Source organism: Geodermatophilus sp. CPCC 205506, assembly GCF_051383635.1.
Classification (GTDB): domain Bacteria; phylum Actinomycetota; class Actinomycetes; order Mycobacteriales; family Geodermatophilaceae; genus Geodermatophilus.
In genome coordinates this window covers 24,436-46,248 of record NZ_JALPKP010000005.1, presented here as the reverse complement: position 1 = coordinate 46,248, position 21,813 = coordinate 24,436, and the positions used below count along the sequence as shown (strand labels likewise).

Annotated in this window: 20 protein-coding genes; 13 read left to right on the top strand and 7 right to left on the bottom strand. The window is 73.3% G+C overall.

Annotation, left to right across the window (positions count from 1 at the left end; genetic code table 11):
* The first annotated feature begins 39 nt into the window (after positions 1–39).
* Together MY520_RS04220 and MY520_RS04215 are read left to right on the top strand one after the other, a co-directional pair.
* Positions 40–846 carry an aquaporin gene (locus MY520_RS04220; RefSeq protein ID WP_436690406.1) on the top strand — a complete coding sequence of 269 codons (807 nt, stop codon included), beginning with the start codon at positions 40–42 and terminating at the stop codon, positions 844–846.
* Between the two features lie 56 nt (positions 847–902).
* Positions 903–1,220, top strand: a complete 318-nt coding sequence (locus MY520_RS04215; RefSeq protein ID WP_436690404.1) for a CDGSH iron-sulfur domain-containing protein — start codon at positions 903–905, stop codon at positions 1,218–1,220.
* Positions 1,221–1,274: 54 nt separating this feature from the next.
* Here the strand turns inward: MY520_RS04215 and MY520_RS04210 are convergent, their stop codons facing one another.
* On the bottom strand, positions 1,275–2,825 hold the full coding sequence (locus tag MY520_RS04210; protein WP_436690402.1) for a methyl-accepting chemotaxis protein: 1,551 nt from the start codon (positions 2,823–2,825) through the stop codon (positions 1,275–1,277).
* 97 nt (positions 2,826–2,922) lie between these two features.
* Positions 2,923–3,933, bottom strand: coding sequence for an iron-containing redox enzyme family protein (locus tag MY520_RS04205; RefSeq protein WP_436690400.1), 1,011 nt, complete (start codon positions 3,931–3,933; stop codon positions 2,923–2,925).
* 74 nt (positions 3,934–4,007) lie between these two features.
* Here MY520_RS04205 and MY520_RS04200 point away from each other — a divergent pair, with 74 nt between their 5' ends.
* From MY520_RS04200 to pucD, 5 genes are read left to right on the top strand one after another with little or no spacing between them, the layout of a single operon-like run.
* Positions 4,008–4,853, top strand: a complete 846-nt coding sequence (locus MY520_RS04200; protein WP_436690398.1) for an SDR family oxidoreductase — start codon at positions 4,008–4,010, stop codon at positions 4,851–4,853.
* A gap of 52 nt (positions 4,854–4,905) precedes the next feature.
* Positions 4,906–5,253 (top strand): cupin domain-containing protein, encoded by a 348-nt coding sequence (locus tag MY520_RS04195; RefSeq protein WP_436690396.1) that lies wholly within the window; start codon positions 4,906–4,908, stop codon positions 5,251–5,253.
* A gap of 49 nt (positions 5,254–5,302) precedes the next feature.
* Positions 5,303–6,163 (top strand): FAD binding domain-containing protein, encoded by an 861-nt coding sequence (locus MY520_RS04190; protein WP_436690394.1) that lies wholly within the window; start codon positions 5,303–5,305, stop codon positions 6,161–6,163.
* The gene (locus MY520_RS04185) at positions 6,163–6,627 is read left to right on the top strand and encodes a (2Fe-2S)-binding protein (protein ID WP_436690392.1); all 465 of its coding nucleotides are present in this window, start codon (positions 6,163–6,165) and stop codon (positions 6,625–6,627) included. Before MY520_RS04190 ends, MY520_RS04185 begins: the two co-directional genes overlap by 1 nt.
* Before the next feature lie 29 nt (positions 6,628–6,656).
* On the top strand, positions 6,657–8,954 hold the full coding sequence (gene pucD / locus MY520_RS04180; RefSeq protein ID WP_436690390.1) for a xanthine dehydrogenase subunit D: 2,298 nt from the start codon (positions 6,657–6,659) through the stop codon (positions 8,952–8,954).
* Between the two features lie 34 nt (positions 8,955–8,988).
* On the opposite strand, the gene MY520_RS04175 is transcribed toward pucD, so the two are convergent.
* Complete coding sequence (locus tag MY520_RS04175; RefSeq protein ID WP_436690388.1) at positions 8,989–9,429, bottom strand: Rid family hydrolase; 441 nt, start codon at positions 9,427–9,429, stop codon at positions 8,989–8,991.
* A 361-nt stretch (positions 9,430–9,790) separates the two neighbouring features.
* Between MY520_RS04175 and MY520_RS04170 the strand changes: the two genes are divergently transcribed.
* From MY520_RS04170 to MY520_RS04160, 3 genes are read left to right on the top strand one after another with little or no spacing between them, the layout of a single operon-like run.
* Complete coding sequence (locus tag MY520_RS04170) at positions 9,791–10,681, top strand: amino acid ABC transporter permease (protein WP_436690386.1); 891 nt, start codon at positions 9,791–9,793, stop codon at positions 10,679–10,681.
* Complete coding sequence (locus MY520_RS04165) at positions 10,678–11,490, top strand: amino acid ABC transporter ATP-binding protein (protein WP_436690384.1); 813 nt, start codon at positions 10,678–10,680, stop codon at positions 11,488–11,490. The genes MY520_RS04170 and MY520_RS04165 overlap by 4 nt, the downstream gene beginning before the upstream one ends.
* Before the next feature lie 58 nt (positions 11,491–11,548).
* Complete coding sequence (locus tag MY520_RS04160) at positions 11,549–13,582, top strand: FAD-dependent oxidoreductase (RefSeq protein WP_436690382.1); 2,034 nt, start codon at positions 11,549–11,551, stop codon at positions 13,580–13,582.
* A 33-nt stretch (positions 13,583–13,615) separates the two neighbouring features.
* Here the strand turns inward: MY520_RS04160 and MY520_RS04155 are convergent, their stop codons facing one another.
* From MY520_RS04155 to MY520_RS04140, 4 genes are all read right to left on the bottom strand, one after another.
* Complete coding sequence (locus MY520_RS04155; RefSeq protein WP_436690380.1) at positions 13,616–14,872, bottom strand: PucR family transcriptional regulator; 1,257 nt, start codon at positions 14,870–14,872, stop codon at positions 13,616–13,618.
* A 147-nt stretch (positions 14,873–15,019) separates the two neighbouring features.
* Positions 15,020–15,715, bottom strand: coding sequence for an NAD(P)H-binding protein (locus MY520_RS04150; RefSeq protein WP_436690378.1), 696 nt, complete (start codon positions 15,713–15,715; stop codon positions 15,020–15,022).
* On the bottom strand, positions 15,712–16,464 hold the full coding sequence (locus tag MY520_RS04145; RefSeq protein ID WP_436690376.1) for an SDR family NAD(P)-dependent oxidoreductase: 753 nt from the start codon (positions 16,462–16,464) through the stop codon (positions 15,712–15,714). Before MY520_RS04145 ends, MY520_RS04150 begins: the two co-directional genes overlap by 4 nt.
* Positions 16,465–16,507: 43 nt before the next feature.
* A complete protein-coding gene (locus tag MY520_RS04140; protein WP_436690374.1) occupies positions 16,508–17,299 on the bottom strand; it encodes a transporter substrate-binding domain-containing protein in 792 nt (263 codons plus the stop codon).
* A 379-nt stretch (positions 17,300–17,678) separates the two neighbouring features.
* Here MY520_RS04140 and MY520_RS04135 point away from each other — a divergent pair, with 379 nt between their 5' ends.
* The 3 genes from MY520_RS04135 to MY520_RS04125 all read left to right on the top strand — a co-directional run bounded on the left by MY520_RS04135 (position 17,679) and on the right by MY520_RS04125 (position 21,748).
* The gene (locus MY520_RS04135) at positions 17,679–18,218 is read left to right on the top strand and encodes a DUF1353 domain-containing protein (protein WP_436690372.1); all 540 of its coding nucleotides are present in this window, start codon (positions 17,679–17,681) and stop codon (positions 18,216–18,218) included.
* A gap of 46 nt (positions 18,219–18,264) precedes the next feature.
* Positions 18,265–19,395, top strand: coding sequence for a 5-methyltetrahydropteroyltriglutamate--homocysteine S-methyltransferase (locus MY520_RS04130; RefSeq protein ID WP_436690370.1), 1,131 nt, complete (start codon positions 18,265–18,267; stop codon positions 19,393–19,395).
* 133 nt (positions 19,396–19,528) lie between these two features.
* The gene (locus MY520_RS04125; protein WP_436690368.1) at positions 19,529–21,748 is read left to right on the top strand and encodes a carbon starvation CstA family protein; all 2,220 of its coding nucleotides are present in this window, start codon (positions 19,529–19,531) and stop codon (positions 21,746–21,748) included.
* Positions 21,749–21,813 lie beyond the last annotated feature (65 nt).

Below are 21,813 nucleotides of genomic sequence, written 5' to 3'. Positions count from 1 at the left end.
GGCTCGGGGGAGCGGTTGCGGCCGTGCGGAGGAGTGCCCGTGTCCGCCACCCTGTCCCGCTCCCTGGTCGCGGAGTTCCTCGGCACCGCGCTACTGGTCTTCCTGGCGGTCGGCTCCGCCGTCGCGGGCATCGACCAGCTCGGGCCGCTGGGTGTCGCGCTGGCCTTCGGCCTGGTGCTCCTCGCGCTCGCCTACGCGATCGGCCCGGTCTCCGGCTGCCACATCAACCCGGCGGTCACCCTGGGCGTCCTGCTCTCCCGCGGGATGACGCTGCCGGAGGCGGTCGGCTACTGGGTCGCGCAGTTCGCCGGAGGCATCGCCGGCGCGGCGCTGCTGCAGCTCATGGTCAGCTCCTTCGGGGGAGTCACCGACCAGACCGGCACGCTGGGCAGCAACGACTGGGGCTCGGCGATCAGCATGGGCGGGGCGTTCCTGCTCGAGGCGCTGCTGACCCTGGTGCTGGTGTTCGTGATCCTGCTGGTCACCGCGAAGGCGGCCGCACCGGGGTTCGCCGGTCTGGCCATCGGGCTGACGCTGGCCGCCGTCCACCTGTTCGGCATCCCGCTCACCGGCACGTCGGTGAACCCGGCGCGCTCGCTCGGACCGGCGCTGTTCGCGGGAGGCGAGCCGCTGGCCCACGTGTGGCTGTTCCTCGTCGCCCCTCTGGTCGGCGCCGCCGTGGCGGTGCTCGTCGCCCGGGCCCTCACCGTGCCGCTCGTGCCGGAGGAGGCCCTGACCACCGGAGCGGCGCCGGTCGACCGGACGGGCGCGGAGCTGCCCGCCGACACCCCCACGCCGCGCGAGCCCGCCGGCCGCGAGGTGACTGCGCGCGAGCCGCGGCGCTGACCACCCGTTCGGGGCCGCCGCGTGTGCCCGGCGGCCGGCCGGGGCAGGGGAGGAGCGTGACGCGACACCTGTCCCCTCGGACCGAGCCGCACGACGACGACGCGGCGGCGGCCCCCAGCGGGGACGGCGGCGCGACGATCACCCCCTACCGCGACGGTCCGCTGATCGTCCGCGGCGACTTCCGGCTGCTCGACCAGGACGGCGCGGAGATCGACCCCGGCCGGGACACCGTGGCGCTGTGCCGGTGCGGGCGGTCGGGGATCAAGCCGTTCTGCGATGGCACGCACAAGCGGGCCGGGTTCTCGGCGCCGAGCGCGCCGAGCCGCCCCCGGCCGGCCGCCCGCATCGTGCGCGACGGCCGGCCGGGGCAGTAGAGGGACCCCCTGCCCTCACCGCGAGCAGGCTCGCGGCGAGACCCTGCAGGGGGTCTAGCGGCCCTCGAAGGCCTTCGCCATCCGCTCCTGCTCCTCCAGCACCTCGCCGATCCGCGTCTGGACGGCGTCGAGCTGACCGATCACTTCGCTGGTCGCGTGGATCCCGGCCGACACCGAGCTGGTGCTGGACTGGATGCCGGTGATCTGGGTGGCGACCCGCTGGGTGGCCGACGCGGTCTCCCGGGCGAGGTCCTTCACCTCCCCGGCGACGACCGCGAACCCGCGGCCGAGCTCCCCGGCGCGGGCGGCCTCGATGGTCGCGTTCAGGGCCAGCAGGTTGGTCTGGTCGGCGATCGAGGAGATGATCCGGATGACGTCGCTGACCGACGCCGAGGCGCGGCCCAGGGCCTCCACCTCCGCGGTCATCGACGAGGCCTTGCCGACGGCGCTCTCGGCCACCCGGCCGGCGTCCGCGGCGGCGTCGCGCAGCCGGGCGACGGTCTCCAGCAGCGCCCGGGAGTTGGCCGCGTCGGCCTCGGCGCGGCGCAGGATGTCCAGGCGCTGGGAGAGCAGCTGCTGCACGTTCCGCAGCGCCGAGGCGCGGGACTCCGACAGTTCGATCGTCTCGGTCGTGAAGAAGTCCATCGTCCCGATGACGCGGCCCTCCGCCGTGACCGGGAAGCAGACACCCGAGCGGACGCCGGCGCGCTGCGCGGCGGGGGCGCGGACGCAGTCGGTGACCTCGGCGAGGTCCCGGACGAAGACCAGGTCGCGGGCCCGCCAGGCCCGGCCCGACAGGCCGACGCCCTCGGCGAAGCTGGCGCTCAGGGTGACCTTGCGGAACTCCTCGCCGGCCGAGCCGGACTCGACGGCGAACCGCAGCACCTGGGCGTCGTCGTCCAGGGCCCAGAACGAGCCGTACGCCCACCCGAAGGCGGTCCGCACCGTCTCCAGCGCCGTCCGCAGCGCCGAGGCCTCGTCGCGCGCCTCGCCGACCTTGCTGACGACGACGGTCACCGCCTCGCGGTCGTCGAGGGTCTCCTTGAGCAGCGCGGCCGACAGCGCCTGCCGGCGGGCGTGCGCGGCCACGCGGGAGATGGCCTTCCACTTCTCCGCCCGCCCGCCGAAGAACGGCAGGCTGCCGCGCGTGTAGTACTCCTGGACGGCGACCACCCGGCCGTCCTCGACGACGGGGAGGAAGCAGCCCTGCTGCGCGCCGGCCGCGGCGGCGGTGGCCCAGCGCAGGCACCGGCCGGCGTCGCTCGCGCTGTCGCAGAGCACCGCGCGCTTCTCCCGCACCGCCTGCCCGCCGAAGCCGTCGGTCATCATGCCGTCCGCCGGCCAGCGCGCCGACATCGCCCGCGACAGGTCGCCCATCTGCGCCTGCAGCCGGAAGCGACCGTCGCCGGTGGGCAGCCAGACCGCACCGTAGGTCATGTCGAGCGCCTCGACGAGCGCGGTCAGCACCTTGACGTGGGCGTCCTGCTCGCTGGTGACGCCCTGGTCGAGGACCGCGAGCACCCGCTCGAGGGCCTCGACGTCCCGAGGCATGTCGGCGAGGGCCGGCGCGGAGGTGGGGTCAGGGGAGTCGGTGCGCCGCCACATGGGCTGGGTCCTCCGAGGGGCCGGGACGAGACAGCTGTCCCGGACACCATCGGCAGCGCACAACCGATGTGCAGCCGAGCCGCTGCCGAGCGCCGGGTCAGGCGGCCGGCCGGCGCTCCCCGCGCAGGCCGGAGCGGCCGACCTCCCAGGCGCCGAGCAGGTGCCGGGCGGTCAGCCCGTCCAGGGCGAGGGAGCAGGCCGCGCCGAACAGGACGTCGCCGGTCAGCTCCGGCTCCTCGGCGACCAGCGAGCCGCACATGTCGACCGACGCGATCTGCTCGTGGACGGCGTCGGCCTCCACGTGCTCGTCGTAGAAGACGCGGGTCGTCCCGTCGAAGCCCAGCCGGCGCAGTCCCGCCGAGTAGCGGCGGGAGGGCTCGGAGGAGGTCATCTCCACGGCGGTGAGGTGCCCCAGCGCCGCGGCCCGCCAGCGCCGGTGCAACCCGAACAGGGACATGGTGTTGACCGACGCGAACGCGCAGGCCGGCGCGTCGTCCCAGAGCGCGCCGTAGGTGGCGTCCAGGCCGAGGTCGCGCATCAGACCCGCGAACAGCTCGCTGTGCATCCGCTCCGGGGTTCCGCCGCCGTACTCGTCGGCCTGGATCTCGACCATGGCCGCCTTGGCCCGGCCGGACAGCCGCGGGATGGCGAAGGTGTGCGGGTCTCCTTCCTTGAGGTGGTAGACCGAGCGCAGGGCCAGGTACTCCCGCCACTGCTGCAGGGTGCCCGACCGCGACAGGTAGGACGACAGCGACGGGCCGTCGTCGGCGTCGATCAGCGCGCCCAGCTGCCGGTCCACCGGCTCGTCGGTGACCTCGAGGCCGCCGACCAGTGCCCGCAGCGCCGCGGTGTGCCGGCGCTCCAGCGCCGCCCGCAGCCCCAGCAGCGCCGGGTCCCACTCCCACGCGTCGTCGACGCCGTCGAACCCGCGGTAGTGCAGCTCGTAGCAGATCGCCAGCGCCAGCTGGACGTCCTCGTCGGCGAGGGGGTCGGGCGAGGCATCCACCGTCCGGGAGGCGAGGGCCACCGTGCCGTCGGACAGCGCGCCGCGGGCGAGGTCGGCGCAGAGGGCGTGGGTGAGGGGCCCCCGGGGCTCGGGCAACTGCATGAGGAGGCCATGCCCACCACCTGCTGTTCCATGCGCGCGGGCGATCGAGGTCACCCGCGGGTAGGACGGATGCCATGGCTCCCGTCCACGACCGCGTCGTCCTCGTCACCGGCGGCAGCGCCGGCATCGGCCGCAGCACGGTGGGCCGGCTGGCCCGCGCCGGGGCGCGGGTGGTCACCTGCGCGCGGGGGAGCGACCGGCTGGCCGAGGCGCTGTCCGGGCTGCCCGGCGTCACCGGGGTGGTGGCCGACGTCGCCGACGCCGCGGACCGGGCGCGACTGGTCGACGGGGTCCTCGACACGCACGGCCGGATCGACGGCATCGTCCTCAACGCCGGGCTGGGCTGGGCCGGGCTGGTGGAGGACATGCCCGGCGAGGTCGTCGAGGGGCTGGTGGCGGCCAACCTGACCGGGGTGGTCGAGCTGACCCGGCTCGCGCTGCCGCACCTGCTGTCGGCGGCCCGCGACCGCGGGCGGGCCGACGTCGTCACGATCGCCTCGGCCGCCGCCTGGTCGCAGGTGCCGCCGCTGACGGTGTACTCGGCGACGAAGGCGGGGGTGCACGGCTTCGTCAAGGGCCTGCGGCGGGAGGTCACCGCCCGCGGCGTGCGGGTGCACACGGTCAACCCCGGCCCGGTGTCGACCGAGTGGCTCGCCCGCGGGCACGGCGCCCCGCCGGCCTCGGACGCCGAGGCGCCCGGCCGGCTCTCCCCGGGGATCGACGCCGACCGGGTCGCCGCGCAGGTGGCCCGCTGCCTGACCTCGCCGTGGTCCCGGACGGTCGCCGTCCCCCGGTGGATGGGCCTGGCCCGGCTCGGAGAGGTGCCGCCCGTGGACCGGGTGCTCGACCGGGTGCTCTCCCGCCGGGTGGACCGCATCCGCGCGGTCACCGCCCGGCTGGTGGCCGAGCGCACCCGCTGAGCAACCCCCGCCTGCCCTGTCGGGACACCCCCGGCGGGGCTACGTTGCGGCCATGGACGACGACCCGACCGTCACCGACCCGGGTGCGTACCGGGTCGTCTTCGAGAACGAGCGCGTCCGGGTGCTCGAGTACACCGACGAGCCGGGGTACCGGACCAAGCCGCACCGGCACCCCGACAGCGTCATGATCACGGTGAGCTCGTTCTCCCGGCGGCTGTACGGCGGCGGGCGGGAGGTGGACGTCCAGCTCACCGCCGGCACCGCCCGCTGGGTCGGCGCCCAGGAGCACGCCGGGGAGAACATCGGCAGCACGCCGTCCCACTCGTTCTTCGTCGAGCTCAAGGAGCCGCGGGACACCCCGCGCGAGGTGTCGGCGTCCATGGGGCCGAGCGACTCCTGACGGGCGCGTCCACCTTCTGCGCGAGGGCCGGGGCTGGCATCGTCCCGCCATGGACTTCCTGCAGCCGACGACGTGGGCGGACGCCCTGGCGGCGCGGGCCGCGCGTCCCGACGCGCTGCCCCTCGCCGGCGGCACCGACGTCATGGTCGACCTCAACTTCGACCGGCGCCGTCCGGCCGCGCTGCTCGACCTCACCCGCGTGCCCGAGCTGCGGGAGTGGACGACGGACGGCGACGTCGTCCGCCTCGGTGCCGGCGTCCCGTACGCGCGGGTGATCGACGAGCTCGCGCCGCGGCTGCCCGGCCTGGCGATGGCCGCCCGCACCGTGGGCTCGCCGCAGATCCGGGTGCGCGGCACCGTCGGGGGCAACCTCGGGTCGGCGTCCCCGGCCGGCGACGCGCACCCCCCGCTGCTGGCCGCCGGCGCGGAGGTCGAGGTGGCCTCGGCGGCCCGCGGGGTGCGGCGGATCCCGGTCGCCGAGTTCTTCACCGGCGTCAAGCGCAACGCCCTCGAGCCCGACGAGCTGATCGCCGCGGTCCGGGTGCCGTCGGCGGCGGGGCCGCAGCAGTTCTGCAAGGTGGGCACCCGCAACGCCATGGTCATCGCGGTGTCGGCGTTCGCCCTCGCGCTGCACCCGGACCGGCGGGCCGTGGGCACCGGCATCGGCTCGGCCGCGCCCACCCCTCGGCGGGCGCCCGACGCCGAGGACTTCCTCGCCGGTGAGCTGGACTGGGAGTCGCGTCGCCCCTTGGCCGACGGGCTGGCCGCGGAGTTCGGGCGGCGGGTCGCCGCGGCGGCGTCGCCGATCGACGACGTCCGGGGGACCGCGGCCTACCGTCGGCACTCCCTGGCGGTCATGGCCCAGCGCGCCGCCGGCTGGGCCTGGGACGAGTTGAGAGAGGCGGCCTGATGCGCGTCACCACCACGGTCAACGGCACCCGGCACGACGTCGACGACGTCTGGCCGGGGGAGAGCCTGCTCTACGTCCTGCGCGAGCGGCTCGGTCTGCCCGGCGCGAAGAACGCCTGCGAGCAGGGCGAGTGCGGGTCGTGCACGGTCTACCTCGACGGCGAGCCGGTGTGCGCCTGCCTGGTCGCCGCCGGGCAGGCGATCGACCGGGAGGTGACCACCGTCGAGGGCCTGGCCGAGGGCGGCGCGTTGCACCCGGTGCAGGAGGCCTTCGTCGAGACCGGCGCGGTGCAGTGCGGCTTCTGCACCCCAGGGCTGGTGGTGGCCGCGCACGACCTGCTGGCGCGGGTGCCGCAGCCGTCGGACCCGGAGATCCGCGAGGCGCTGGCCGGCAACCTGTGCCGCTGCACCGGCTACGAGAAGATCCTCGACGCCGTCCGGCTCGCCGCCTCGAGGCTGCCGTGAGGGGCCGGAGTGGCCACGCCGGCCCGTCGGTGAGCACGGAGGCCGGCACCCGCGCCACGACGACGGCACCGCCGGCCGGGCGGATCGGCGACAGCCCGCTCCGCCCGGACGGGACGCTGAAGGTCACCGGCGAGTTCGCCTACGCCAGCGACCTGTGGCACGACGACATGGTCTGGGGCGTCACCCTGCGCAGCCCGCACCCGCACGCGCGCATCCGGCGGATCGACGTCTCCGAGGCGCTGGCCGTCGCCGGGGTGACCGCCGTCCTCACCGCCGACGACGTGCCCGGGGAGAACGCCTTCGGCCTCGAGCACGCCGACCAGCCGGTGCTCGCCGCCGACGTCGTCCGCTACGAGGGGGAACCGGTCGCGCTCGTCGCCGCCGACCACCCCGAGACCGCCCGCCGCGCGGCCCGGCGGATCCGCGTCGACTACGAGGTGCTGCCCGCCGTCACCGACGCCGCCCGGGCCCTGGACGACGACGCCCCGCAGGTGCACCCGACCGGCAACCTGGTGCGGCACCTGCGGCTGCGGCGGGGTGAGCAGCACCCGACCGCGCCGGTGGTGGTGTCCCTCGACTTCGAGGTCGGCATGCAGGACCAGGCGTTCCTCGGCCCCGAGTCCGGCCTGGCCGTGCCGGCCGAGGACGGCGGCGTGGACCTGTTCGTCGCCACCCAGTGGCTGCACGTGGACCAGCGGCAGGTGTGCCTGGCGCTGGGACTGCCGCCGGAGAAGGTGCGGATCACCCTCGCCGGGGTCGGCGGTGCCTTCGGCGGGCGGGAGGACCTCTCGGTGCACGTGCACGCCTGCCTGCTGGCGCTGCGCACCGGCCGCCCGGTCAAGATGAGCTACGGCCGCGAGGAGTCCTTCTTCGGGCACGTGCACCGGCACCCGGCGACGATGACCTACGAGTTCGGCGCCGAGCGCGACGGCACCCTGGTCTACGCGAAGGCCCGCGTGCTGCTCGACGGCGGCGCCTACGCCTCCTCGACCGCGGCGGTCGTCGGCAACGCCGGCCTGCTCGGGCTGGGGCCGTACCGCCTCCCGTCGGTGGCCGTCGACGCCTACGGGGTGTTCACCCACAACCCGCCGTGCGGGGCGATGCGCGGGTTCGGCTGCGTGCAGGCGGCCTTCGCGCACGAGGCGCTCATGGACGCCCTCGCCGACGCCGTCGGGCTGGACCGGGTCGCGATCCGGCAGCTCAACGGCATGCGGGAGGGCGACCGGACCATCACCGGCCAGGTCGTCGACTCCGCGGCGCCCGTCGCCGAGCTGGTCCAGCGGGTGGCCGACATGCCGCTGCCGCCGCCGGCGGACACCTCCGACCTGCGCGCGCTGCCCGGGGCGGTCGGCAACACCACGCACGGCGAGGGCGTCCGGCGTGGGATCGGCTACGCCGTCACCTACAAGAACGTCGGCTTCTCCGAGGGGTTCGACGACTACTCCACCGCCCGGGTGCGGCTGCAGGTGAGCGGCGGGGAGGCGGTGGCCACCGTGCACACCGCGGCCGCCGAGGTGGGCCAGGGGCTGGTCACCGTCCAGCAGCAGATCTGCCGGACGGAGCTCGGCGTGGAGCAGGTGGTCGTCGTGCCGGCCGACACCGCGGTCGGCTCCGCCGGCTCCACGTCGGCGTCCCGGCAGACCTACGTGACCGGCGGCGCGGTCAAGGCCGCCTGCGAGGCGGTGCGGACGGCGGTGCTCCAGCGCGCCGCGGTCGCGCTGGACCGGCCACTCGCCGGGCTCCGGCTGGACGGCGAGAAGGTCGTCGGGCCCTCCGGCGAGGTGCTCGCCGGCCTCGTCGACGTGCTCGGGGACGACGCGGTGGAGGAGACCGTCGAGTGGCGGCACCGGCCGACCCACGCCGTCGACCCGGAGACCGGCCAGGGCGACGCGCACGTGCAGTTCGCCTTCTCCGCCCACCGCGCCGTGGTGGACGTCGACGTCGAGCTGGGGCTGGTGAAGGTGGTCGCCCTCGACACCGCGCAGGACGTCGGGAAGGCGATCAACCCCGACGCCGTCGTCGGCCAGATCCACGGCGGGTCGGCGCAGGGCATGGGGCTGGCGCTGATGGAGGAGATCGTGGTGACCGACGGCCACGTGCGGAACCCGTCGTTCACCGACTACCTGCTGCCGACGATCCTCGACATGCCGCCGATGCGGGTGGAGGTGCTCGAGTACGCCGACCCGCACGCGCCCTACGGCGTCCGGGGGGTGGGGGAGCCGCCGACGATCTCCTCCGGGCCGGCGGTGGCCGCCGCGGTGCGCGACGCCTGCGGGAAGCCGCTGCGGCGGGTGCCGATCCGCCCCGAGCACATCACCGGCGTCTGAGCACCCCGCGCCGGGCCGCGACGCGCCGGCCGGGTCACGCGACGATGGCGTCGAGCTCCAGCTCGAGCATCATGCCGGGCTCCCAGAGGCCCACCATGACGCCGGTGACGCACGGGCGGATGTCGTCGAAGACCTGCTTGTGGGCCCGCCCGAACTCCGTGACGACCTCCGGGCCGGCGAAGAACGCCCGGATGCGGACGGTGTCCTCGAGGCAGGCGCCGGCCTCCTTCAGGAGCCGGTCGAACCTGTTCAGGATGAAGAGCGTCTGCTCGTAGCCGTCGTGCGGGCAGTAGAGGGTCCCGTCCGGCTGGAGGGCCGCCGTCCCGCCGATGACGACCTGGTTGCCGACCCGGCGCAGTCGGGAGTGCCCGGCCACCTCCTCGAACCGTCCCGCGAGGCCCTCGCTCTGCAGGGTGATGTTCAGCGTCATCGCTCCCACTCCCTGGTTGCCCGGTGCGCTCTCCACTCGTCTCACGGGCCCGAAGCTAGGGCCGCGCCGTCCCGGCGAACCATGTACACGTGCCCAGGAAAGTCCCGCCACGCTTCGACAGCCGGACATTGGAAGCCGAGGAGAGCGCCGTCTAGCGTCGGCGTCCAGATGAAGGTGCCGGTCGCCGAGCGGCAGCGTCGCCCGCAGTCCTGATCACCGGGGCCGGCAGCCGGCTCCCTGCTCGGCGGCGGGCGGACGCAGGGTGCGGGGCCGGTCGTGACCGGCCGAACACGGTGACGCGGTCGGCTCTTCCACTCGAGAGGCGGTTCCCATGGACAGTCCGGACACTCCCTCGCGAGGGTCGTACCCCACCGCGATCGTCAGACGCAGGCCGTACCTGCAGTGGGTGGCCCTCGCCGTGCTGGCCGTGCTCCTCGCGATGCTCGTCCACACCCTCGTCGTCAACCGACGGTTCGGCTGGTCTGTGGTCGGCGAGTTCTTCTTCAGCGAGCAGATCCTGCTGGGTCTGCAGCGGACCCTGTGGCTGACCGCGCTCGCCATGATCATCGGCGTCGGTCTCGGCACCGCGCTGGCCGTGGCCCGGATGTCGTCGAACAAGGTGCTGTCCCAGACGGCGAACGCCTACATCTGGTTCTTCCGCGGGACGCCGCTGCTGATCCAGCTGATCTTCTGGTACAACCTCTCGGCGCTGTACCCGGAGCTGAGCCTGGGCATCCCGTTCGGCCCCGAGTTCGTCAGCGGTGAGACCAACGCCCTCGTCTCCGTCTACGTCGCGGCGGTGCTCGGCCTGGGTCTGAACGAGGCCGCGTACATGGCCGAGATCATCCGCGGTGCCCTCCTCGCGGTGGACTTCAGCCAGACCGAGGCCGCCCACGCCCTCGGCATGACCGGGTCGATGACCTTCCGTCGCATCGTCTTCCCGCAGGCGGTGAAGATCCTCCTCCCGCCCACCGCCAACCAGACGATCGGCATGCTGAAGTACACGTCGCTGGTCAGCGTCCTGGCCCTACCGGAACTGCTCTACTCGGCCCAGCTCATCTACTCGCAGAACTTCCAGACGATCCCCCTGCTCACCGTGGTGGCGCTCTGGTACCTGATCGTCACCACCATCCTCACCTTCTTCCAGTACCTGCTGGAGAAGCGCTACGGGCGGGGCGACGCCCGGCGCCGCGCGGGCGGAGGACGGCCGTCGCGTCCGCGGCGCACCCGGCAGGCACCGCCCCCTCTGCCGGACGAGCAGGTGGCGGCTCTACCAGCAGCGGAGGCTCAGCGATGACCCTGGCACCGAACGAGAAGCGCGCGCCGGTGGTCGGCCAGGACGCCCAGAACGTCGTCGTGCGGATCATCGACCTGCACAAGCGGTTCGGCTCCCTCGAGGTGCTCAAGGGCGTCGACCTGCAGGTCACCCAGGGCGAGGTGATGTGCATCCTCGGGCCGTCCGGATCCGGGAAGAGCACCCTCCTGCGGTGCGTCAACCACCTGGAGGTCCCGAGCCGCGGAGCGGTACTCGTGCACGAGGAGCCGATGGGCTACCGGCGGCGGGGGGACAAGCTGCACGAGCTCCGGCCCCGCGAGGTGGCCCGCCAGCGGGCGCAGGTCGGGATGGTGTTCCAGGACTTCCGGCTGTTCCCGCACATGACGGTGCTCGAGAACGTCTGCGAGGCGCCCGTCCGGGTCCAGCGGCGCAACCGGAGAGAGGTCCTCGAGACGGCCCGCCGGGTCCTCGGCGCGGTCGGGCTGGAGGACAAGGAGAGCGCCTACCCGGCGCACCTGTCCGGCGGGCAGAAGCAGCGGGTGGCCATCGCCCGCGCCCTCGCGATGTCCCCGTCGGTGATGCTCTTCGACGAGCCGACCTCCGCGCTCGACCCCGAACTCGTCGGCGAGGTCCTCGAGAGCATGCGGACGCTGGCCAACGAGGGCATGACGATGGTCGTCGTCACCCACGAGGTCGGGTTCGCCCGCAACGTCGCCGACACCGTGGTCTTCATGGCCGACGGGCTCATCGTGGAGCAGGGCCGCCCGGAGGACGTCATCGACAACCCCCAGCACCCGCGCACCCGCGCCTTCCTGAAGAGCATCCACTGACGTCTCGTCCGGACGCACCGCCGGCGCGATCTACTCACCTGTGATGGGAATGGAATCCATGTCGAACGACGCGCTCCTGGAGCCGTTGCGGATCAAGCACCTGACGCTGCGGAACCGGATCCTCAGCACCGGCCACGCCCCCTCCGGGTACCTCGAGGGGAACGGCGTGCCCGGCGAGCGTTATGCGATGTACCAGGAGGAGAAGGCGAAGGGCGGGATCGGGCTCACCATCATCGGCGGCTCGAGCAACGTCGCCCCCGACTCGGCCAACGTCTTCGACAACTTCGACGCCTTCGACCCCCGGGTCGTCGACTTCTACCGGGACGTGTCCCGGCGGGTGCACAGCCACGGCGCCGCGATCATGGTCCAGATCACGCACCTGGGGCGCCGGTCGATGGACGTCCGTGGTGACTGGCTGCCCACCGTGTCGCCGTCCCCCATCCGGGAGCGTGCCCACCGCAGCTTCCCGAAGGAGATGGAGGACTTCGACTTCGAGCGGCTGGTCCGGGCGTACGGCGACGCCGCGGTCATGGCGCAGGAGGGCGGCCTGGACGGGATCGAGGTGATGGCCGCCGCCGGCCACCTGATCGACCAGTTCTGGACGGAGCGGACCAACACCCGGGACGACGAGTACTCCCTCGCCTCCGGGAAGCTGACGTTCGCCTTCGAGGTCCTGCGTGAGGTGCGACGGCGGGTCGGCGACGACTTCATCGTGGGGATCCGGATCGCCGGGGACGAGGGCGTCACCGGCGGTGTCCAGCTCGCCGGGTCGATCGAGGTCGCCCGGACGCTGTCGGAATCGGGGCTGGTCGACTTCATCGACGTCCTCTACGGCAGCGGCTTCAGCGAGGACGAGCTCGCCGACCTCATCCCGGGCTTCGGGCGGGCGCAGGGCCGGCACCTCGAGATGGCCGGCGCCATCCGCGCCGTCGTCGACGTGCCGGTCTTCCACGCCGGGCGGATCGCCGACCTGGCGACGGCGCGGCATGCGCTGCGCGAGGGGTTCGTCGACGCGGTCGGGATGACCCGGGCCCACATCGCCGACCCCCACATCGTCACCAAGCTGCTCGCCGGCAAGGAGGACGACATCCGTCCCTGTGTCGGGGCGCTGAGCTGTCTGTCCCCGCACGGCACCTTCTGCGTCCACAACCCGGCCACGGGCCGGGAGCAGTACATCCCGCAGCTGATCCAGCGGACCAGCGGGCGCGTCGAGCGGGTCGTCGTGGTCGGCGGGGGTCCGGCGGGCCTGGAGGCGGCCCGCGTCTGCGCCGAGCGGGGGCACGAGGTCACCCTGCTCGAGGCGGCGGACGTCCTCGGCGGGCAGCTGTTGCTCGCGTCCCGGAGCCCGCGGCACTCGGAGAAGGCGGCGATCATCCACTGGCTCGCCGCCCAGGTGAGGGCCGCCGGTGCGACCGTCCGCCTCAACACCTACGCCGACGCCGCCGACGTGCTGCAGTTCGACCCGTCCGTGGTCATCGTGGCCACCGGTGGCATGCCCAACACCGACGTGCTGAGCGAGGGCAACGAGTACGCCGAGTCGACCTGGGACGCCGTGGGGAGCAGCCGGGCCACGAACGGGTCGGTGCTCGTGTACGACGACCACGGGACCGAGCAGGCCGCCCTGGCCGCCGAGCACCTCGCCGGGCTCGGCGCCCGCGTCGAGCTCGTGACCCCGGACCGGACCCCTCTGCAGGACGTCGTGCCCCTGCTCACCCCCGACTACCTCCGGGCGCTCTACGGCAAGGGCGTCGTCCTGACCGTGGACCACGAGCTGTCCACGGCGCGCAAGGAGGGGACGAGCCTGCGGGTCGAGCTGCGCAACGTCTTCACCGGCGCGATCCAGGAGCGGACCGTCGAGCGCCTCGTCGTGGAGCACGGGACGCTGCCCGTCACCGAGGTCTACGACGACCTGCGGCTGAAGTCGACCAACAGCGGCCAGACGGACCTGCGGGCCTTCGCCAAGGGCGAGCGCCAGCCGGCCCTGGACGCCCTCGGTGGCTCGTTCGCGCTGTTCCGCATCGGCGACGCCGTGGCGCACCGGGGCATCCAGGGTGCCGTCTACGACGCTCGCCGGCTCTGCAAGGACCTCTGACCGGGCCGCCCGCCGCCCGGCGGGCGGCTGGTGTCAGTACCAGAGCGGGGACGGAGGGTGCGGTTCGTCGGCCGAGGGGGACGTCGTCGGCCCCTGGGAGGTGGCTCCCGTCCGGCCACCGTCCAGGGGGTCCTCGCCCAGCAGCCGCACCGCCTTGGCGCCGGTGTGGATGGTGAGGCGGTCGGCTCCGCTCCGGATCGACAGCCCGGTGAGCTCCTCGACCCGGCGCAGCCGGTAGTACACGGTCCCACGGTGGACGTTCAGCGCCTTGCAGGTGGAGGTGATGTCGCCGCCGGTGTCGAGGTACGTCTCGACGGTCGCGAGGAGCTCGCGGTGGTCGCAGTGCAGGGTGATGATCCGGGGGTCGATGAGCACCCGCAGGTCCGGCTCGGAGATGGAGACCAGGAGCCGGAGGCTGCCCAGCCGGTCCCACGCCGCCACCCGCTCCAGCTCGGGGAACCGCTCGGCGGCGTCGGCCGCGCGGGCCGCCTGGGAGGCCGACAGCCAGGCCGACGGGCCGGCGTGGCCCTGGCCGCCGATCCCCACGTACACGGTTGCGTCCGGATCGACCGCGTCCTGGACGATCGAGCGACCCAGCTCCGCGATCCGGTCGAGGGCCTGGTCCCCCCGGGAACCCGGTACGAGCAGCGCGGCCGCCGACCCCTCCACCGCGCGGAGGACGTAGTGGGGGAGGCCGGATCCGTGCGTGTAGGACAAGACGTGCCGGGGCACCCGGTCGGTGCCCCCGCCCGCTGAGCGCACCCGGATCACGACGGCGGTGAGCGTGTCGTCGCTGTCGACCGCTCGGGCCCGCACCAGCTCCGTCCAGGCGATGTTCCGGCGCTCGGCGTTGCCCTGGAGGAGCTGGCGGGTCAGGGCGAAGCGGTCGTTCTCGGCGGTCTCCTGGTCACGGACCTGCTCGCCGATGACCTTGGCGACCTCCCGCACCCGGTCGAGCAGCGCTCCCTGCACCTGGTGCTCGTCGTCGAGGATCCAGAGCAGGCCGTAGTGGACCTTGTCGACCAGGACGGGGACGACGGTGCGGCCGAGCACGCCCTTGGACGGGTCCGGGGGGAGCCACAGGGGTTCCTTGGTCCGCAGGACACCGCGACCCTCGAAGTACTTCCGGATCTCGGGCGGGGTCACCTTGGACAGCAGCGTCTGCTGGCGGATCGAGTCGATGAGGTCCCCGTGCGGGGTGAAGCCCAGCGACCGCATCTGGTGATCGGTGAGCTGGATCGGCAGGCGCACCTCAGCGGCGAGGTCGTCCAACTTGTCCTGAAGGGTCATCCGCGCCGTCTCGGAGGTCCAACTCGTTGTGCCGGCGACCCGATGACGAGCGACCGTTCGCTGACTGGAAGCTCCCCAATCTAGCCAGGGCACGGGAGCCAGGCAAGGAACCGACCCGGGCCCCGTCAACGACGGGACCCGGGTCGGTCACCCCGAGGGGGCGGCGAGGAGCGCGCCCAGCGCGTCCTCGACGGTGTCGTCGCCCCTCACCATCTCGATGACCCGGCCCGCCGAGGCCGGGAGCCCGAGCAGCGCGACGACGACCGCGGCGACGTCGTCGCGGCTGACCTCCCCGAAGGGCAGCGAGCGTGCCAGCCGCACCCGTCCCTCACCGTCGGTGTCGGTCAGCCAGCCCGGCCGCAGCACGGTCCAGTCGAGGTCCCGGCGACACAGGTCGAGCTCCGCGGCCCTCTTGACCTCGAGGTAGCCGGAGATCGGGGCCAGGGATGCCGACGACTGCCGCTCGTGCCGGGGCAGCTCGACCCCCTGGCCGGACACCATGACGAACCGGCGGACGCCCGCCCGCTCGGCCGCCTCGGCGCACATCGCGGCACCCACGCCGTCGACCCGCTCGGTCCGGGCCACGTCCGCCGGGTCGCCCGCCCCCGCGGAGAAGACGACGGCGTCGGCGCCGCGGAGCAGCGAGACGACCTCCTCGACGGCGGCGGTCTCCAGGTCGAGCAGGTGGCCGGGGATGCCGCTCCGGGCCAGCTCCTGCACGCCGGCCTCGGACCGCACGACACCCAGCGGCCGGTGGCCCCCCTGCAGGAGCAGCCGGCCGATGCGCTGACCGACGCGTCCGCGACCGCCGACGACGACCACCCGCGGGGAGGCGGGTGTCACAGGCCCACGCCGCCGTCGACGGTCAGGACCACGCCGGTGACGTAGCTGGAGGCCTCGCTGGCGAGGAACACCACGGCGGGCCCGAGCTCGTCGGGGGACCCGTACCGACCCAGCGGGAGCTGGTTGAGGTACTCCGGCTGGTTCGGCTCGGTCATGTCGGTCGAGAAGGGGCCGGGCGCCACCGCGTTCACCCGGATGCCGTGCTCGGCCCACTCGACGGCCAGGGCCCGCGTCAGCTGGTGCACGGCCGCCTTCGAGCTCATGTAGGCGGCCTGCGGCCGGCGCAGGACCATGGTCGCCCCGACCGAGCCGACGTTGACGATCGACCCGGTGCGACGCTCGAGCATCCGGCTCGCCACGATCCGCGAGGTGTGCCAGACGCCGTCCACGTTGGTGGCGAAGGTCCGCTCCCAGAGGTCGTCGTCCGAGCTGTCCAGCGACGGCCGGATGGTGCCGACCCCAGCGTTGTTCACGAGGACGTCGATCGGACCGAGCTCGTCACCGACCCGGTCGACGGCGACCGAGATCTCCTCGGGGCGGGTCACGTCCAGCCGCACGGCCAGCGCGGAGATCCCCTCGGCGGTGAGCTTCGCGGTGGCCTCCGCCGCCGCATCCGGGTCCCGGGCGGCCACGGCGACGGATGCGCCGGCCTCGCCCAGGGCACGAGCGATGGCCAGGCCCAGCCCGCGGTTGCCCCCCGTCACCAGGGCGACCTTGCCGACCAGGCTGAACCGGTCGAGGACGGTCATCGGACGCCGGTCCCCGGCGCGCGGGTCGCCCTGCGTCCCGCCGTCACGAGGTGACGACCTCGGCCGTCTCCACGTTGCCCTTGCCGGCGTTGAACTCGTCGAGGATCTCCTGCATGCGCCCGGAGTCGATGAGCTCCTGGACGGCTGCCCGCACCGCCTCGGCCATCTCGGCCTCGTAGGGGGTGTCGGCGATCGGGATGCCCGTGGGGATGGTCTCGATGAACGGCGCGTCGATCAGGCGGAACTGGCCCGACGCCTGCTGGTCGACGTAGGCCAGCTGGCTCGTGGAGCCGATGCTCATGTCCACCTTCTGGCCCTGGAGCGCGAGGTTGACGGCGGCCTGGTCCTTGTACGAGTCGACGGAGAGCTCCGGCAGCCCGTTGGCAGCGCAGTTCGCGGCGTACTCCTGCATCCGCGTCAGTTCCACGGAACCGAGCAGCGCGGCGGCCGAGTGACCGCAGAGGTCCTCCGGTGCGGCGATCTCCTCGATGTCGCTGTCCGCGTTCACCAGGAAGGAGTCGCCCGACTCGTGGTCGGACACGAAGGTGAGCACCGCGGTCCGCTCGGGGAGGACGGCGATCTCACCCATGGCGACGTCGAAGCGGTTGGCCTGCAGGCTGGGGATGAGCCCGTCGAAGGGGACGATGGTGATCTCCGCCTCGAGACCCATGAGGGTCGCGACGTCCTTGGCGATCGCGATCTCCCAGCCGGTCGGGTCCCCGCCGCTGGGCGGGACGATGACGGCGGGCGGGTAGACCTCGGAGGCGACACGGAGCGTGCCGGTGCCGGCGACCTCCTCGGGGACCAGCGCGGCGATGTCCTCGTTCTCCGTCACGGAGGTCTGACCGCCGCCGCCGCCGCTGCCGGCCTCGCCGTCGGAGTCGGACGACGCGTCTCCTCCGCAGGCCGTCAAGACGGTCAGCAGGGCGGTGGACGCTGCCGCGAGCGGGAGACCGAGGCCTCGACCGTTCCGCCGGCGCGCTGCCGTGGTGCGAACCTTCGACATGGTGATGGGATCCCTTCGGGACGCACGAGAGCGTGCGGCTCGTTCGGTGGCCGCGTCGTACGTGGACGAGTCTTGCGGCGTCCGTGTCCGCTGCACCATCGCCAGATGTCCAAAGGTCGACGGGCTCGACGCGACTGCTGATCAAAGCGCGGAGCCCCCGGTCGCCGCCGAGCCGACGACGGTCACCGGCTGGTGACAGCATCCGGGGATGCCGTTCGAGTCGACCGATCTCACCGTCCGCCGGATCGATGCGACGACGTGGGCGATCGTCGACGCGCTGGTCTACCGGGGGAACCGCGACCGGTTCGTCGTCCCGGCCGGGTTCCGCACCGACTTCGCCTCGGTGCCTCGCCTGGTCGCCTGGCTGATCCCGCGCTACGGCACCTACACGCTGGCGGTGGTCCTGCACGACTGGCTGGTCGACGAGGGCGTCGAGTCCGGTGTGGTGACCGCCCGCCAGGCCGACGGCATCTTCCGGCGGGTGATGCGGGAGAGCGGGGTGCCGGTCCTCCGGCGGTGGCTCATGTGGGCCGGGGTGCGGTGGGGTGCGCTGACCGTCCCGCGGCGCCGCGAGGGGTGGCTGGTCAGCGCGCCCGGCGTCCTCGCGATCACGGTGCTGGCCGCGCCGCTCGTCGTCCCCCCGGCGGTGGTCATCGCGCCCGGGCTGGCCGTCTACGCCGCCGCCGAGTGGCTGGTCGGCCGGTTCGTCCCCACCCGGCCGCAGGAGTTCCTGATCCACATCCCCTGACCGGAGGGTGCTGCGCCCACGGGCGGAGTCCACCAAGCTTGCGGCCATGACCGATACCTCCGGCCCGCCGTTCCGCGCCGACCACGTCGGCAGCCTCCTCCGCCCGCCGGTCCTGCTCGAGGCCCGGTCCCGCTTCGCCGCCGGCGAGATCGACGCCGCTGAGCTGCGGGCCGTGGAGGACGAGGCCGTCGCCGACGCCGTCCGGCTCCAGCGGGACGTCGGACTGCGCACCGCCACCGACGGCGAGTTCCGCCGCGCCACCTGGCACATGGACTTCATCTACTCGATCACCGGGATCACCAAGGTGGAGGGCGAGGGCCGGCCCGTCCACTTCCACAACGCGAACGGGGACCTCGACTGGGTGCCGGCGGGCCTGCACGTCGACGGCCCGCTGTCGATCGACGAGCCGATCTTCGGCAAGGACTTCGGCTACCTGCAGAGCCAGGTGACCGAGGGGCAGACGCCGAAGCTGACCATCCCCTCGCCGTCGATGGTCCACTACCGCGGCGGCGCGGCGGCGATCGACCCGTCGGTGTACGCGGACGAGGACGCCTTCTGGGACGCACTGTCGGCGGCCTACCGCCAGCAGGTGCAGGGCATCGCCGCGCAGGGCTGCACCTACCTGCAGCTCGACGACACCAGCCTCGCCTACCTCAACGACCCGGCGCAGCGCGCCGAGCTGGCCGAGCAGGGCCGGGACGCCGAGCACCAGCACGAGCGCTACATCCGCCAGATCAACGCGGCGCTGACCGGCCGCCCCGAGGGGCTGACGGTCACCACCCACATGTGCCGCGGCAACTTCCGCTCCTCGTGGGTGGCCGAGGGGGGCTACGACTTCGTCGCCGAGGCGCTGTTCGGGGGCCTCGAGGTCGACGGCTTCTTCCTCGAGTACGACGACGCCCGCTCCGGCGGGTTCGAGCCGCTGCGCTTCGTCCCGCCCGGCAAGCGGGTGGTCCTGGGCCTGGTCACCAGCAAGCGGCCCGAGCTCGAGGACAAGGACCAGCTCAAGCGGCGGATCGACCAGGCGGCGGAGTTCGTTCCGCTCGACCAGCTGGCGATCTCCCCGCAGTGCGGGTTCTCCTCGACGGTCGAGGGCAACGCGCTCACCCGGGACGACCAGATCGCCAAGCTGCGGCTGGTGGTCGAGGTGGCCCAGGAGGTCTGGGGCTACGCGTGAGGACGGCTCCGGAGACCTGACGGGTAACGGTCCGGCCTCGCTCCACTGGTGTGCCAGGCCGGCTGCTTGCATGCTCGTCCCTGACGCGGGCGGCGTCGGCCGGGCGCTGCCCTGACCTGCAGGGAGGGCGCTCATGTCCACGACCGTCAGGACGGACGCCACCAGCGGCGGGCAGCCCCCCGGCGGGGGTGCCCGCCGTCCGTCCGTGCGCAGTGTGCTGATCTGGGGCGCGGTGGCGGTGGTCGGCGCCGTCGCGTGGACCGTGCTGGCCATCGCCCGCGGGGAGACGGTCTCGGCGCTGTGGATCCTCTTCGCGGCGCTCGCCTCCTACGCCATCGGCTACCGCTTCTACGCGCGGTTCATCGCGCGGCGGGTGCTGCAGGTCGACGACCGCCGGGCCACACCGGCCGAGCGCCTGCACAACGGCATCGACTTCGACGTCACCGACCGGCGGGTGCTGTTCGGGCACCACTTCGCCGCGATCGCCGGCGCCGGCCCCCTGGTCGGCCCCGTGCTCGCCGCCCAGATGGGCTACCTGCCCGGGACCATCTGGATCATCGTCGGCGTCATCTTCGCCGGCGCGGTGCAGGACATGACCGTCCTGTTCTTCTCGATGCGCCGCAACGGCAAGAGCCTGGGGCAGATGGTCCGCGAGGAGATCGGGATCGTCGGTGGCATCGCCGCGCTCATCGCGGTCTTCGCCATCATGATCATCATCCTGGCGGTGCTGGCGCTCATCGTGGTCAACGCGCTGGCCGAGTCGCCGTGGGGTGTCTTCTCCATCGCGCTGACCATCCCGATCGCACTGTTCATGGGCGTGTACCTGCGCACCCTCCGGCCCGGCCGCGTGCTCGAGGCCACCGCGATCGGCGTCGTCCTGCTGCTGCTGGCCGTCGTCGGCGGCGGCTGGGTCGACGACACCGGCCTGGGCGAGGCGCTGACCCTCTCCAAGGAGTGGCTGGTCCTCGCGCTGGTGATCTACGGGTTCGTCGCCTCGGTGCTGCCGGTGTGGCTGCTGCTCACCCCGCGCGACTACCTGTCGACGTTCATGAAGGTCGGCGTGATCGTCCTGCTCGCCTTCGGGCTGCTGCTGGCCCGCCCGGTCCTGCAGGCCGACGCGGTGACGGACTTCGCCCGCGAGGGCACCGGCCCCGTCTTCGCCGGGTCGCTGTTCCCGTTCGTGTTCATCACGATCGCCTGCGGCGCGCTCTCGGGCTTCCACGCCCTGATCTCGTCCGGGACGACGCCGAAGATGGTGGCCAAGGAGAGCCAGGTCCGCCTCATCGGCTACGGCGGCATGCTCATGGAGTCCTTCGTCGCGATCAGCGCGCTGATCGCGGCCTGTGTCATCGACCAGGGGCTGTACTTCGCGATGAACAGCCCGGCCGGGGCCACCGGCGGGACGGCGGAAACGGCCGCGGCCTACGTCAACGGGCTGGGCTTCGACACGACGGCGCAGGACCTCGCCGCGGCGTCGGCGGCGGTGCAGGAGCCGAGCCTGGTCTCCCGGACCGGCGGCGCGCCCACGCTGGCCGTCGGCATCGCGAACATCCTCTCCGACGCCTTCGGCGCCGGGATGGCCGCGTTCTGGTACCACTTCGCGATCATGTTCGAGGCGCTGTTCATCCTGACCGCCGTCGACGCCGGCACCCGGGTGGGCCGGTTCATGCTGCAGGACACGATCGGCAACGTCTGGAAGAAGTTCGGTGACCTGTCCTGGCGGCCCGGCAACATCATCGCCAGCGCGGTCACCGTGAGCCTGTGGGGCTACATCCTGTACGTGGGCGTGACCGACCCCCTCGGCGGCGTGAACCAGCTGTTCCCGCTGTTCGGCATCGCCAACCAGCTGCTGGCGGCCATCGCCCTGACGCTGGTCACGGTGCTGCTGATCAAGCACGGCAAGCTGAAGTACGCCTGGGTGTCCGGCATCCCGCTGGTCTGGGACCTCGTGGTCACGATGACGGCGAGCTACCAGAAGGTGTTCTCCTCCGACCCGGCCGTCGGCTACTTCGCCCAGCGGCAGCGGTACGCCGACGCGCAGGCGGCGGGGGAGCTGCTGGCCCCCGCGCAGGAGCCCGGGCAGATGGACCAGATCATCTTCAACTCCACGCTCAACGGCGTGCTGCAGGCGGTGTTCGCCGTCCTCGTCCTCGTCGTCGTCATCAACGCGGCCGTCGTCATCGCGCGGGCGATCGGGGCGGGCGGGCCGGTGCCGACCACCGAGGAGCCGGCCGTGCCGTCGGAGATCGTCGAGCCGGCGGGGCTGTTCCCGACCGCGGAGGAGAAGCGGGCCATCGCCGAGCACGAGCGGCTGGTCGGTGCGGGGCGGCCGTCCGCCGGGAGCGCGACGTGAGCGGACAGGGGCGTGAGCATCGCAGCGAGGAACGAGCGAGGAGCGGAGCGCCCCGCGGGAGCGAA